The 13,389-nt window shown below is 73.5% G+C and carries 5 protein-coding genes; 1 reads left to right on the forward strand and 4 read right to left on the reverse strand.

What is annotated here, in order from left to right:
* Positions 1-4: 4 nt before the first annotated feature.
* Together OG446_RS15170 and OG446_RS15175 are read right to left on the reverse strand one after the other, a co-directional pair.
* A complete protein-coding gene (locus OG446_RS15170) occupies positions 5-8,917 on the reverse strand; it encodes an HAD-IIIC family phosphatase (RefSeq protein WP_328894543.1) in 8,913 nt (2,970 codons plus the stop codon).
* An 87-nt stretch (positions 8,918-9,004) separates the two neighbouring features.
* Positions 9,005-10,765 carry a fatty acyl-AMP ligase gene (locus tag OG446_RS15175; RefSeq protein WP_328894544.1) on the reverse strand — a complete coding sequence of 587 codons (1,761 nt, stop codon included), beginning with the start codon at positions 10,763-10,765 and terminating at the stop codon, positions 9,005-9,007.
* 162 nt (positions 10,766-10,927) lie between these two features.
* Here OG446_RS15175 and OG446_RS15180 point away from each other — a divergent pair, with 162 nt between their 5' ends.
* Entirely contained in the window at positions 10,928-11,569 is a 642-nt protein-coding gene (locus tag OG446_RS15180) for a TetR/AcrR family transcriptional regulator (RefSeq protein ID WP_328894545.1), read from the forward strand.
* Positions 11,570-11,632: 63 nt separating this feature from the next.
* On the opposite strand, the gene fabI is transcribed toward OG446_RS15180, so the two are convergent.
* Both fabI and OG446_RS15190 read right to left on the reverse strand, forming a co-directional pair.
* Complete coding sequence (gene fabI, locus OG446_RS15185) at positions 11,633-12,412, reverse strand: enoyl-ACP reductase FabI (protein WP_328894546.1); 780 nt, start codon at positions 12,410-12,412, stop codon at positions 11,633-11,635.
* Positions 12,409-13,266 (reverse strand): alpha/beta hydrolase, encoded by an 858-nt coding sequence (locus tag OG446_RS15190; protein ID WP_328894547.1) that lies wholly within the window; start codon positions 13,264-13,266, stop codon positions 12,409-12,411. Before OG446_RS15190 ends, fabI begins: the two co-directional genes overlap by 4 nt.
* Positions 13,267-13,389 lie beyond the last annotated feature (123 nt).

Consider the following 13,389-nt stretch of genomic DNA (forward strand, 5'->3'; position numbering starts at 1 on the left):
CGACTCACTGCCGCCACGACCGGAACGTCCGCAGCCGCTCCGGGGTCGTTCGGGCCTCCGGGTGGCCGTCCGGGTCGCCTCCGCCCAGCGCCGCGACCAGGCGGCGCGCCGGTACGTTGCGCGGGGTGCGGTCCGCCGCCATGCCGACGGTGGTGCAGCCGAGCCCCTCGGCACGGCCGGCCAGCCACTGGAGCACCCGTTCCTCCACTCCGCGGCCGAGCACCCGGCAACTGAGCAGCCAGGCCAGGACCTCCAGCCGGTCGCCGTCCGGGCGCAGGGCCAGCAGACCGATCTGGCCGTAGTCGCCGAACCGGTCGCGGGCCGCGACGGTCCAGACCTCGCCCTGCTCCCGCCACCGCCCGAGGTCGCCCCCGTCCGCCGACCGCGCGCGCAGGGTGAACTGGTTGGTACGGCGGATGAGCTGGGCGGCCCGCAGGCCGTCGGGCTCTTCCAGGGGCCGGATGTCGAGGTCCAGCTCCAGCTGGTCGAGGAACTCCTCGAAGCCCGCTTGCTCCCGGGCAGCGTCCCGGGCCCGCTCCTGCTCGTAGAAGCCCGCCCGCAACGCGTCCTCCGCCGTGGCCGCCGCGGGCACCAGGGGCCACAACTCGGCGAGGAACGCCTCCAGTTCGCCGGCGGCGGGGCAGGAGACGGAGAGCACCTCGGGCAGGGCGGAGCGCACGGCGGCGATCTCGGCCGGGTTGTCGTCGAGGTAGAGGAAGCTGTCGAGGCCGAGGTTCAGGGACCGTGCCGCCGCCGCCAGCCGGTCTGCCTTGCGGCCCCATCCGGCGTCGAGCACGCTGAAGTGCTCCGCCCGCAGCACGCTGTCCGGCCGTTCGAGCACGGCACGCACGGTGTCCTCGTCGTTGTTGCTGACCAGGACGAGCAGGACCCCTGCCGCCCGCCACCGGAGCAGTCTGCGGGCCAGGAGCGCGCGGGCGCCGCCGAGGTCCACGCTCTCCGGTCCGCCCTCCCCGGCCACCCCGCCCCACAGCGTCTCGTCGCCGTCCACCGCGATCACCTTGGGCGGTGGGCGGCGGACCGCGGTGGCGACGTCGGCCACGGTGAGGGCCACGGCCGCCTGGAACTCGGGGCTGAACGGCAGGTGGGCCAGCTCGTCGGTCCTGTCGTCGAACCGGTCCTCGACGGCATGGTGGCGGGTCCAGTCGTCGGGGTGCAGGACCGCGATGCCGGGCAGGTCCGACAGCAGGGCGGCGACCTCGCGCTGCCACCGCTCGTGGCGGTCGTCCGGCCGGGCGGACGGCAGGAACCCGACGATCAACGGCAGCCTCGTCCGCTCGGACAGTGCCCGCAGGGCGGCCGCGTACTCCGTGCGGAGCTCGTCGAGCAGCGCGTCGTTCACCGGCCCGAACCGTTCCAGGTCGGCTGCCCGCAGCAGCACGGCACCGATCTCCGTCGAGGCCTCCGTGAAGACGCCGGAAGGGTCCTTGAGGGCTGCCAGCACATGGTGGTACGGCGCCTCGGCGACGCGGGGCGCGGTGGCCTGCGGGGCGTCGGACACACAGTCGGCCAGGGCCGCCTCGCACAGCAGCGGCAGGTCGCCGAGGGCGAAGGTGGCCGCGACGGCGAGCGAGCCGGGCCGCACCGGCGGCGGGCCCTCGGGCAAGGACCCGGCTCCGTTCCCGGTCGCTTCCCCCGCCCGGTTCCCGGTCTCGTCCCCGGTCTCGTCCCCGGCCTCCGTCGGTGCTGCCGCGTGCGCGTGGGGTGCGGAGGCGGCCGGCGCCGGGAGCGCTGCCCGGGCCGGAGCGGCAGGGTCGTCGGCCGCCTCGTCGAGCAGCCGGAGGAAGTCGGCGGCGAGCCCGGCGCAGGCCGCCCCGTCGATGATGTCCAGGTTGTGGTCGAAGCGGAGCCGGCCGGCGTCCGGCATCATGATGATCATGAGGTCGAGGTCGGAGTGGCCGGTGCCGGCCGGAAGGACTTCGAGGCGGCCGAGTTCCGCCGTGGACCGTACGTAGTTGAAGTAGACCTCGACCATCGGGGCGTTCTCCCGGTGCAGTCCCTGCGCGGCGAGCACCGGCAGGGTGTCGGAGAACATGGCGCCCTTCGCGAGGACCCGTTCGAGCCGGCCGTCGGTGCGGCGCAGCACCTCGTCGATCCGCTCACCCGGCAGGGCCTCGGCCGGGAACGGCACCGGCACGCCGAAGAAGCCGACCGCGCCGGCCGCGTCGACGTGGATGCGGGTGTCGACCGGGACGGCCAGCACGAACCGGTCCTGCTGCTGCTTGCGGGCGAGGAGCACCGTCAGGGCGCCCAGGCAGAAGGCGGCCGGAGTGATCCCGAGCCGTCGCGCCCCGGATCCCACCCGGTCCATGAGGCCCTCGGGGATCGCCAGGGTCAGACTGCCCGCCCGGAAGGAGCGCGCATCCGGCCGGGCCCGGGTGAGCGTCAGATCGAGCCGGCGGCTGCCGTCGAACGCGTCCCGCCAGGCCGCCGCCGCACCGTCCGGGCGGGCACCGGACCGCGACGCGTCCGGGGGTGCCGGCTGCGCAGCGAGCAGCAGGTCGACATCGCGATTGGAGACCTCGTCGCCGAGCGGCGTACCGGACAGTTCGGCATCGATCTCGGCGGCCACGAGCAGCAGCGACTGCAGATCGCTCACCGCGTGGTGGGCCCCGATGAGCAGGGTCTGCTCCGCGCCGGCACGATCGATCAGCTCGAACCGCCACAGCGGGGCGGCCGTCAGATCGAAGGGAGGAGCGAGCAACTCGTGCAGCCGCTCCCCGGCTTCCCCCTCCTCTCCGGGCGCCTGCTCCGACCATCGCAGCAGGGGACGGTCCGGGGCCCGCTCCACCCGCAACCGCCGCTCGGAACCAGGTCCGTTGACGATGGCGGTACGCAGCGCGGCATGGCGTCCCGCGAGGCGCGCGAGGATGTCCGTGAGCTGCCGGCGGGTGGTCGGCCCGGTGAGCCGGAACGCGAGGCCTATGGAGTGCGCCGCGCTCGGGGTGCCGTGCCGGCCCGCGCGCAGCAGCCGGACCACATCACGGGTGACCGGCTTCAGTTCGGCCTCGGGCACCGCCTGTCCCATGCCTGCCGGCGTCCGCCCGGCGGGCTCCGGGGAGGTGGTCCGCCCGGCCAGCGCCGCGTACAGCTCCTTGGCGAGACCGTGACTGTCGGCCGCGGAGAACACCGCCGAGGCGGACAGTTCGACACCCGCCTCACGGCTGAGCGTGTTGCGCAGCCGTACGATCATGAGGGAGTCGAGCCCGAGTTCCTTCAGGCCTTCAGCCGGGACGTCCGCCGGGGCGTGGCCGGTCAACTCGCCGATTCTGGAGCGCACATGGGATTCGAGGAGGGCGATCCGCTCCTCCTCAGTCCCGGCGGCCATCACCTGGCCGAACAGCCCGGAGGCGGTTTGCGCGCCCGTGGGACGCGCGACGAGGCCGTGCAGGAGCGGACGTGAGCGGGCCAGGTCCGGGTCACGGACGAACGCCTCTCGGTCGAGCGAGAGCGGCACGAGCTGACGCCGGGCCGTGGGCAGCACCCGGTCGAACAGCTCGCCGCCCTGCTGCGAGGTGAAGGCGACGAGCCCCGACCCGCCGGCCGCGGCCGTGCGCGTCGTCGATGCGGCGACCAGGCCGGCCTCCGCCCAGGTGCCCCAGTCGAGGCTCAGGGCCGGACGGCCGGCGAGCGCGAGATGGTGCGCCCAGGCGTCCATGAAGGCGTTCGCCGCGGAGTACGGGCCCTGCCCGGCCGAGCCGAGCAGGCCGGCGGCCGAGGAGAACAGGACCAACGACTCCACCTCGGGAACCAGCTCGGTCAGCAGCACGGTGCCGAGCACCTTGGGGGCCAGCACGCGCCCGATGCGCTCCGGCGTCAGCCCCGGCAGCGTGGCGTCGTCGAGCACGCCGGCGGCATGGATGACACCGGTGACCGGACCGCAGGCCGTGCGCAGCGCGTCGAGAGCCGCCCGCAGGCCCTCCCGGTCGGCGACATCGGCCCGTACGAGCCGGACGGTGACCCCGTCCTCCCGCAACGCGGCGATCCACCGTGCCGCCTCCGCATCGGGTGCGCCACGGCTCAACAGGGCCAGCCGGCGCACCCCTTGACGCACCAGGCGGCCCGCCACGACCCGGCCGAGGCCGCCGAGACCACCGGTGATCAGATACGTGCCGTCGGGCCGGACCGCTCCCGGGCCCGACCGGTCGGGGCTCGTGTGCACCAGCCTCGGCACGAACCGGCCGCTGTCCCGCAGGGCGACGAGACGTTCGTCGTCGGCGTGCCACAGCTGGGTCCACAGCGCGTCCTCGCCCCCGGCGGCCGGCAGGTCGATCAGCGTGGTGTCCAGCTCCGGATGCTCCTGGGCCACGGTCGCGCCGAAACCCCAGCCGAGCCCCTGCTGAGGGTGGGTCACGTCCTCGCTGCCGGTGGCGGGCCGGCTGCCGCGGGTCACTATGAAGAGGCGCGGGGACCGGCCGTGCGAACGGTCGACGAGCGCCCGCACCAGGTTCAGGGTGCTGACACAGCACAGCCGGGCGGCCTCCGCCGCCGCTTCGGCCGAGTCGACCGACGGTGCGTCCAGGCCGGACAGATGGACCACCCGCTCCGGCGGCCCCGCGGCGAAGGCCTCGTCGAGCAGGCGCGCCAGCTGCCGCGGATCCTGCGGGTCGGCCGTGTAGCGTCCCGGCGCGTCGACGGCATAGGTCCGGCCCGTACGAGCGACCACGTGCGGGGTCGTACCGAGGCGGCGGGAGAGGTCGTCCGCCACGCCCGAGTCGTCGGCCAGGATCAGCCAGCTTCCCTTGACCGGCTGCTCCTGAGCGGCGGGCCGGGGCTGCCAGCACACCTCGAAGAGCGCCCCGTCCAGCGGGGAGAGTGCGGCCAGCTCGAACTCCTCGATCTCCAGGACGGGTTGCCCGTCCCGGTCGAGGAGGTGCAGATCGAGCGTGACGGTGTCCCCGTCCACGGCACGCAGCCGGCAGGCCGCCCATACGGGCGCGGTACGCCGTCCGGTGAAGCGCAGCCGCCCGGTCCTGCGCGGTACGAAGGCCCGGCCCGAGGGGGCGTCCCCCACCAGGGCGGCGGTGTGGAAGGCCGCGTCCAGGAGCGTGGGGTGCAGCAGATGCCCCGCGCCGGGTGTCCTCGCCAGCCGGCCGAGCGCCCGGGACCGTCCGCTCCAGCCCTCCTCCAGAAGGCGGAAGGCCGGCCCGTAGTCGATCCCGAGAGCCGCCAGACCCGTGTAGGCGCCGGGTACGTCCGCCGGGTCGGTGCAGTGTTCCCGCAGCTCGGACAGGGGCACGGCGGCGTCCGCCCCGTCCCCGGCGGTCAGGGGGACGGCCCGGCCGACGGCGTGCCGGACCCAGGGCGTCCGCCGGTCACCGGTCCGCCGCGATGCGATGGTGAAGCTCCGGACGCCGTGCGCGTCGGCGGGTCGCAGGACCAGTTGCAGCCGGACGGGGAGGTCGGCGGGCAACGGGAGCGGCTCCTCGAACACGACGTCCGCCAGATGGAGTTCATCCGTCTCCTGGAGCGAGGACACCGCTTCGAGCGCCATCTCCAGGAAGGCGGCAGCGGGCAGCCGGACCGTCCCGGCGACCCGGTGATCGGTCAGATAGGCGAACCGCGGGTCGCGCAGGTCGACCAGGGTGTCGAAGAGGTGCCGGTCCGGTTCGTCACTGGACTCGACGTGTACGTCGACGAGTGGCGTCCCGCTCCGGCCGGCCGGCCCGGACGGTGCGGCCTCGGTCCAGTGGCGCCGCGCGTCCCATGCGTACGTCGGCAGGTCCAACGGGGCACCGCCGCCCGGCACGAGGCGCCGCCAGTTGATCTCCCCGCCCGCCGCGTGGAGTTCGGCCGCGGCCCGGTCCAGGCAGGCGGGTCCGTCCTCGTCACGCAGCAGGGAGCCGACGGCGAGCAGGTCGCGGCCGGTCTCCTCGACGACGGCCCGGGTGGCGGTGATCAGCGCCGGGTGCGGGCTCAGCTCGACGAAGTGGCGGTATCCGTCGGCCGCCATGCGCGCGACGGTGCGGGCGTACTGGACGGGCTCGCGCAGGTTGCGGTACCAGTAGTCGGCTTCCAGCGGCTCGTCGGGGACGGGTCCGGCCAGGACCGTGGAGTACCAGGCGACGGGCGTGGCATGGGTGGTGATGCCTTCCAGATCGGCGAGGAGGGACGCGCGCACGGGCTCGACCCGCGCGCTGTGCGAGGCGTAGTCGACGGCCAGCCGGCGGACGAACACCCGCTCCCGTTCCAGCCCGGCGAGGAGGGCCTCCAGCGGCTCCGTGTCACCGGCCACCACCGTCGACGTACCGCTGTTGACCGCGGCCACGGACAGCCGCCCGGCCCACTCCGCCAGGCGCGCCTCGACGTCTGCCTGCGGCAGGGTCACCACGGCCATCCCGCCCGTCCCCGCGAGCGAGGTCAGCGCCCGGGCGCGCAGCGCCACCACGGCCGCGGCGTCGTTCAGGCCGATCGCTCCGGCGACGCAGGCCGCGGCCGCCTCGCCCTGACTGTGGCCGATGACGGCGTCCGGCCGTACCCCCCGGGCCCGCCACACCGCCGCGAGCGACACCATGACGGCGAACAGCGTCGGCTGGACGACATCGACCCGGTCCACGGACGGCGCCCCGGCGTCACCGCGCAGCACCGCGAGGACGGACCACCCGGCGTGCGGGCGCAGCGCGGCGTCGCAGCGGTCGATCTCGTCGGCGAACAGCGGGGACCGGTCGAGCAGATCGCGTGCCATCCCGGTCCACTGGCTGCCCTGCCCGGGGAAGACGAAGGCCACCTTGCCCCGGGTGAGCGGCTGCCGGGGCGCGCTGACCAGTTCCGGCGCGGGCTCTCCGGCGGCCAGGGCACGCAGCCCGCTCAGCAGCTCCTCCCGCCGTCGGGCGACGACGACCGCGCGCTGCTCGAAGTGCGTGCGGTGGTGCGCGAGGGTCCGGGCGAGGGCAGGCAACGGCAGTCGGGGATCGGCCGTCAGCGCGTCGAGGAGCCGCTCGGCCTGTCCGCGCAGCGCGGGCATGGTGCGGGCCGACAGCGGGAACAGCGCGACGGACGGCTCAAGGGCCTGCGAGTCGTCACCGTCCAGGGCGGCCGGGGTGCCCGGGTCCTCACCGAACGGGGCCGGGGTGCCCGGGGCCTCGCCGGACAGGGCCGGGGTACCCGGGGCCTCACCGGACAGGGCCGGGGCGTCCGGCGCTTCTTCGAGGATCACGTGGGCGTTGGTGCCGCTGATCCCGAAGGCGCTGACCCCCGCGCGGCGGGTCCGGGCACCGCGCGGCCAGGGCCGTGGACGGCTGCACAGTTCGAGGCCACCGGCCGCCCAGTCGATCTGCTCGGTCGGGGTTTCGGCGTGCAGCGAGGCCGGCAGCCGTTCGTGCTGCAGCGACAGCACCGCCTTGATGACCCCGCCGATGCCGGCGGCGGCCTGCGCATGGCCGATCTGGGACTTCAGCGACCCCACGGCGAGCGGCCGGTCCGCGGGGCGGCCGGGCCCGAAGACCCGGGCCAGCGCCCGGCCCTCGATGGGGTCGCCCAGCGCGGTGCCCGTGCCGTGCGCCTCGACGTAGTCCAGGTCACCGGGGAGCAGACCGGCGGCGTCGAGCGCGGCCCGGACCACTCGCTCCTGCGCCGGCCCGCTGGGGGCGCTCAGCCCCTGGCTGCGGCCGTCCTGGTTGACGGCGGAGCCCCTGATGACCGCGAGCACCCGGTCGCCGTCGCGTCGCGCGTCACCGAGCCGCTTCAGCAGCACCAGGCCGCAGCCCTCGCCCCACACGACGCCGTCGGCGTCCTGGGCGAACGGCCGGCACTGCCCGGACGCCGACAGCCCGCCGAGCCGGCTGAACTCGACATGGCCACGCGGGCTGACCATCAGCGTCGCACCGCCGGCCAGGGCCAGGTCGCACGAGCCGTCGAGCAGCGCCCGCGCTGCCAGATGCAGGGCCACGAGCGAGGAGGAACAGGCGGTGTCGACCGTGAGGGCCGGCCCCCGCAGGCCGAGTTGGTACGCGATCCGGCCGGAGGCCACGGCGGACGACGTACCGGTGCCGACGTACCCGTCCAGTTGTTCCATCCGGGCCGCGCCCAGATATCCGCTCCCGTACAGGCCGACGTAGACGCCGGTGGAGCTGCCGCTCAGGGACGCGGGCAGTATCCCGGCCCGTTCGAGCGTCTCCCAGGCGGTCTGCAGCAGCAGCCGCTGCTGCGGGTCCATCGCGGCCGCCTCCTGCGACGGGATGCCGAAGAACTCCGCGTCGAAGCGGTCGATGTCGGTGAGGAAGCCACCCCGCAGCGAGTACGCCTTGCCCACGGCCTCCGGGTCGGGGTCGTGGAGCGCCTCGGTGTCCCATCGGCCGGCGGGGGCATCCGAGAGGGCGTCCGCACCGGAGTCCAGCAGCCGCCACAGCGCCTGCGGATCCTCGGCGCCGGGAAAGCGGCAGGCCATCGAGACGACCGCCACCGCGTCGGCCTCCGAGGACGCCCGCCCGGCAGACTCGCGCGCGGCGGCCGGCCCGGCTGCGGAGGTCTCCCGTGCGGGCACCGGCCCGGCTGCGGACGGCAGGCCGGGGCCGGTCTGCGACACCGCCCGGGCGATCGACGTGATGGTGGGGTGGTCGTAGACGAGTGTCGGGTCCAGCTTTCGGCCGAGAGCCCGGGAGAGGCGCACGCCCAGTGTCATCAACGCGCGTGAGCCGAGGCCGAAGTCGGCCACCGGCCGGTCCAGCCCGATCTGGGCCGGCTCGATGCCGGCCGTGCGGGAGACGGCCTCCGCCAGCCATGCCTCGACGTCCTCGGGCGTGGGGTCGGTGAGAGGGCGTACGTCCGTGTCGGCCGAGGTATCGGCCGAGGTATCGGCCGAAGCGCTGGCCGAAGCGTCGGACACGCTGCCGGCCGAGGTGCCGGGCGGTGTCCCCGGCGGTGCTCCGGCCGGGGATTCGACAGACTCGTTCGCAGGCATCTGGGCACCCGTCTTCGCAGGCTCGGTCTCGGGACTTCTTCAGTGCGTGCCGGCGCCGCGGGCCGGACAGGAGCTCACGGACACCGGTCAGGACACCGGGCCGGCCGGGCCCGCGGCCGGCAGCGGCTCACCGACGGTGTCCAGGGTTCCGTCGAGGTAGGCCGTCCTGCAGACCTTGCGCTGGATCTTGCCGCTGGACGTCTTGGGGATGGTGCCGGGACGGATCAGGACGGCCTGCCGGAGCGAGAGGCCGTGGGCCGCACCGATGGCACCCCGTACCGCCGCCTCGATCTCGGCGTACCGGGACGCTGTCGTCGCCGTCGTCTCCGCCACGACGACGGGGCGTTCGCCGCCCGTCCCGTCCTCGACGGAGAACGCCGCGATGCAGCCCGGCCGGATCGCGGGATGGGCCGTCTCCACCGACAGCTCCAGGTCCTGCGGGTAGTGATTGCGCCCGTCGATCACCAGGAGGTCCTTGAGCCGCCCGGTGACGTACAGCTCCCCGTCCCGCACGAAGCCCAGGTCACCGGTGCGCAGGAAGCCGCCCCTGCCGTCCTTCAGGGAGGCTCCGAACACCTCGCGGGTCGCCCGGGCGTTGCGCCAGTAGCCGCCGGTGACGCTCTCCCCGGCGACCCAGATCTCTCCGATCTCGCCCTCGGGGCACTCCCGTTGCCGCTCGCCGTCGGCGATCACCACCGTCAGGCCCGCGCCCGGCGGGCCGCAGCTCACCAGGTCCCCGCCCGTCGCACCGCCCGACGGCGCCTCGGACCCGGGCCGCCCGGCCGTCCTCGGCTCCCGCCCCACCGGCCCGCCGCTCACCATCAGGGTCGCCTCGGCGAGCCCGTAGCCGGGGTGCAGCGCCTCACGGCGGAACCCGGCCGCGGCGAAGGTGCCGACGAACCGGCGCAGCGTCGTGGCCCGCACCGGCTCGGCCGCGTTGAGCGCCACCCGCCAGCGGCTCAGATCGAGGCGGTCGAGAAGCTCGGGGGTGGCATCGCGCAGGCACAGTTCGTACGCGAAGTTGGGGCCGCCGCTGGTGTGTGCCCGGTACCGCGATATCGCGGTCAGCCAGCGCTCGGGCTGCTGGAGGAAGTGCAGCGGGGAGAAGAGCGTCGAAGTCCCGCCCATGTAGAGGTTGTTCAGCACGGGAGCGATGAGCCCGAGGTCGTGGTAGACGGGAAGCCAGCTGACATAGAGCTCGCCTCCCCACTCCTCGACCGTCTCGGGCGTGTGCCCCATGCCCCGGGACAGGACGCGCTGGTTGTCCATCAGGTTCCGGTGGGTCACCATCACCCCGCGCGGCGCGGAGGTGGAGCCCGACGTGTACTGCAGGAAGGCCACCGAGTCCGGTGCGATGTCGCACTCCCGCCAGGACGCCTCGGCCTCGTCCGGGATGTCCTCCGTCGCGATGCGGAACGCGGTGTCGAGCTCCGGCAGTTGCTCGGCCATGGCGCCGAGCGCCGAGAGGATCTGTCCGGTGCCCAGGATCACCTTGGCGTCCGCGTCGGCGATCAGCCGCCGAATCCGCCCGAGGGCACGCCGGCTCTGCGACCGGCCCTGCGGTGGCAGCCCGGGCACCGCGACGACCCCGGCCGACAGACAGCCCAGGTAGGCGGCGATGAACTCGAGGCCCGGCGGGTAGAGCAGGACGGCCCGGGTGCCGGCGAGGCCACGCTCCTGAAGCCGGCCGCCGATGGCCCGGGAACGCCGGGCCAGCCGGCCGTAGGTCCATTCCTCGGTCCTGCCGTCGCAGTCCCCGTCGGCCAGAAAGCGAAAGGCGACCCTCTCGGGCTGCGCAGCCGCCTGCGCCAGCAGCACGTCGACCATGGAACGGACCGGCCCGGCCATCCTTTGTCCTTCCCCCAGCACGGCACGGACAGTGAACTGATCGCACGATCGTTCGTCCATCTACACCCTTACATACTGACCGCACGATCGTCTACTTAATCGGTACAATGGACTCTCGGCGGCGGCACCAAGAGGGTCTGGCCCAGGGGATTGGCAGAGGGCATGGCAGAGACACACACCGACGGGCGGATCGCGCGCGGTAACCAGACACGTCAGCTGGTCCTCAAGCGTGCCGTGGAGATCGCCTCCGTCGAAGGCCTGGAGGGCCTCTCGCTGGGACGGCTCTCCACCGAACTGAAGCTCAGCAAGAGCGGGGTGTTCGCCCTGTTCGGCTCCAAGGAGGACCTGCAGCTCGCCACGGTCCGGGCGGCCATCAAGGTCTACCTGGAGCACGTCGTCCAGCCCGCCCGCGACCTGCCCCCGGGGCTCGACCGCCTGTGGCAGGTGTGCACCGGCTGGCTCGACTACTCACGGCGGCGGGTGTTCCCCGGTGGCTGCTTCTTCTACTCGGTCACGGCCGAGTACGACGCCCGCGAGGGCAAGGTCCACGACACGCTCGCCTCGGCCCGCGCCAACTGGTTCGCCTTCGTCGAACAGACCGTGCGCGAAGCACAGCAGTCGGGCGAGGTCGAGGAGGGGACCGACGCGGCCCAGCTCACGTTCGAGCTCGTCGCGCTGATGGAGATGGCGAACGCCGAATCCGTCCTGCACAACGAGTTCACCTGCTACGACAAGGCGTCCAAGGGCATCCTGAACCGTCTGCGCGTCGCGGCCACCGACGCATCGGTGCTTCCCGCCTCCTGATGCCACGGCGGCCCTCCCCCGCCGTGGCGGCGGCGGGGCGAGGAGGGGCCGCCGCGGGCGGCCTCATGCCCCGATGGCGTGCACCCCGCCATCGACGTGCACGATCTCGCCCGTCGTCCGGGGAAACCAGTCCGAGAGCAGCGCGACGACCCCACGGGCGGCCGGCTCCGGGTCGGACAGGTCCCAGCCGATGGGCGAGCGCGTGTTCCACACCTCGCGGAACGTCTCGAACCCCGGGATGGACTTGGCCGCCATCGTCTTGATCGGCCCCGCCGCGACCAGGTTGCAACGGATGCCGCGCGGCCCGAGATCCCGGGCGACATAGCGCGAGGTGGACTCCAGGGCCGCCTTGGCCACCCCCATCCAGTCGTACGCGGGCCAGGCCGTCTGCGCGTCGAAGTCCAGCCCCACGATCGACCCGCCCCGCTCCTCCATGAGCGGCAGACAGGCCACGGCCAACGCCTTCAGCGAGTACGCGGACACCTCGACGGCCGTCGCGACGGAATCCCAGCCGGTCTCCAGGAAGTTGCCCCCGAGCGCGTCCTGCGGCGCGAAGGCGATGGAGTGCACCACACCGTCGAGGCGGGCATCCTGACCGACGCTCTCCCTGATCCGGTCCGCGAGGCTGTCGAGATGCCCCTTGTCCTGGACGTCGAGCTCGACCAGCGGCGCCGGCCGGGGCAGCCGCTTGGCGATGCGTTCGACCAGGCTCAGCCGGCCGTACCCGGTGAGGACCACCTCGGCGCCCTGCTCCTGGGCGAGCCGGGCGGTGTGAAAGGCGATCGAGGACTCCATCAGGACTCCGGTCACCAGAACGCGCTTGCCCGCGAGTATTCCGCTCATCCCGCTGCCACCTCGGTCTTCCGTCCGGCCTCCGTGACATCGGAGGTCATGAAGTTCGCTATTTCGTCGACGACTTGGGGCGAGCCGAGAATGCGCCGGTGCCCGAACCTGCGGGTGGTGACCAGGCGGGCGCGGTCACCGAAGGCCTCGGCGACCCGTCTCCCCTGACCGGCGTCGACCATGCCGTCCTCCTCGTCATGGATGACGAGGAGCGGGATCTGCACGTTCGCCGCCTCGTGGAAGACCGAGAAGCGGGTCCACATGTCCGCCTCGCCCGGGTACACATCCCGTTCGATACGCCCCCGGAGCTCCTCCTTGAGCCGCGGTTCGAGGCCCATCCCGGCACTGAACGCGTCGACGAGGTACGTGAAGTCGGGGACCGTGCTGATCGCCACGATCCGGCCGGTCCGCACCCCGTACCGCAGGGAGAAGAAGGTCGCGGTGACACCGAAGGAGTGCGCCACGACAGCCTCGAAATCCCCGTGCACACGGTGGAGTTCGGTGATGATGTCGCGGTACTCCAGCAGGGTCGTGGAGTCTCCGGTGGCCTCCCCGTGGCCCGGCGCGTCGAAGGACACCGGGCTGTAGCCCAGCTCCACCAGCCGGGCGACGGCCTTCGCGTAGCGCGATGCCCGCGACTCCCAGCCGTGGACGAGGAGCACCGGGCGCTCGCCGCCGCCCCAGCGGTAGACCACCGCCACCTTGCCGTTGACGGTCAGCTCGCTCGTCCGTGCGCTCTCGATGGCCGCACGCTCGTCGGGCCGGGTCCTGCTGCGCCCTTTCGGCCGCCGGAAGAGGTCGAAGACCTCCTCACCCCTGTCGCTCAGGGCCGCGCCTACGGCTGCGGGATCCATTCCACGCCCTCCAGATCGGTCATCGTGCGGCGAGATGTTAGCACGATCGTTCGCTCACATTTAGCACCAATGCCTTCGCGGGACTAGAAAACTGCACGGACGGTCGTGCTAACGTCTGCTCCG

The sequence above is a fragment of the Streptomyces sp. NBC_00236 genome (assembly GCF_036195045.1).
Classification (GTDB): domain Bacteria; phylum Actinomycetota; class Actinomycetes; order Streptomycetales; family Streptomycetaceae; genus Streptomyces.

Bases quoted from the DNA above. Each gene is read 5' to 3' on its own strand.
- OG446_RS15170 (WP_328894543.1), bottom strand. From the start codon at position 8,917: ATGCCTGCGAACGAGTCTGTCGAATCCCCGGCCGGAGCACCGCCGGGG.
- OG446_RS15175 (WP_328894544.1), bottom strand. From the start codon at position 10,765: ATGGCCGGGCCGGTCCGTTCCATGGTCGACGTGCTGCTGGCGCAGGCG.
- OG446_RS15180 (WP_328894545.1), top strand. From the start codon at position 10,928: ATGGCAGAGACACACACCGACGGGCGGATCGCGCGCGGTAACCAGACA.
- fabI (WP_328894546.1), bottom strand. From the start codon at position 12,412: ATGAGCGGAATACTCGCGGGCAAGCGCGTTCTGGTGACCGGAGTCCTG.
- OG446_RS15190 (WP_328894547.1), bottom strand. From the start codon at position 13,266: ATGGATCCCGCAGCCGTAGGCGCGGCCCTGAGCGACAGGGGTGAGGAG.